At 65.4% G+C, this 813-nt stretch carries 1 protein-coding gene; it reads right to left on the bottom strand.

Annotated elements, in window-relative coordinates; translation table 11 throughout:
• On the bottom strand, window positions 1-813 hold an 813-nt coding region (locus tag ADK36_RS09500), incomplete at both ends, for a glycine betaine ABC transporter substrate-binding protein (protein ID WP_276525832.1).

Here is an 813-nt window from a genome sequence, read left to right as displayed (position 1 = left end):
GTACGCCTTCAGCACCGACTTGTTCAGCGTCCCCATCATCCCGGCACTCGCCTCGATACCGATGATCTTCCCGCCGAACTCCTTGCCCCGGCCCTTCAGATCCGCCAGCGAGTCGACACCCTTCACATAGGAGGGGACCGTCAGCTCCAACGACGTAGGCCCGTACCAGGCGCCCAGGTCGTCCAACTTCCCCTTGAAGCGGTCCACATACTCCTTGTGCGTGGTCGGCAGCCAGCCGTCCAGCTGCACGTCCATCTGCCCCTGTGCGAGGGAGGTGTAGAGCGGGCCGGGGTCGAGCTGCTTGACGTTCGGCTTGTAGCCGCGGTCCTCGAGGATGTTCTGCCAGAGGTAGGTGGCGGCGATGGCCTCGTCCCACGGGAAGTAGCCCATGTCGACGGTCTTGCCCGCGTCCTTGCCCTGTGCCTTCGCGGCGTCGGCGACCGGGGCGAGCTTGTTCACCAGGCCGGGGTTCTTCGTCAGCCAGGCACGGACACCGTCCTGCTCATGGCCTTCGCCCGCGGCGCGGATGTCGTTCTCCAGGCTGGTCAGCTGCTGCTCGGTGAGCTTGAAGTCCTTCAGCCACTTCGCGACGACCGGGTCCTTCTTCGCGAAGCCCTTTTGCGCGACGGTGTGGATCTGCTCGCCCTTGCCCCAGGCGCCCTCGGGGTCCTTGAGCTTCCTCAGGTCGTACTTGCCGTACGCCCAGTGCGGCGACCACAGCGTGACCACCACCGGCTCACGCTTCTTGATCGACCGGTCCAGCTCCGCCAGCATCGACGACGTACTCGACGACACCACCTTGTACTCGCCCTC

Origin of the sequence: Streptomyces viridochromogenes (assembly GCF_001270495.1) — a bacterium.
Taxonomy (GTDB): Bacteria; Actinomycetota; Actinomycetes; order Streptomycetales; family Streptomycetaceae; genus Streptomyces; species Streptomyces viridochromogenes_A.
Note: the sequence above shows the minus strand (reverse complement) of the source record. Positions and strands in the feature narration are given on the sequence as shown.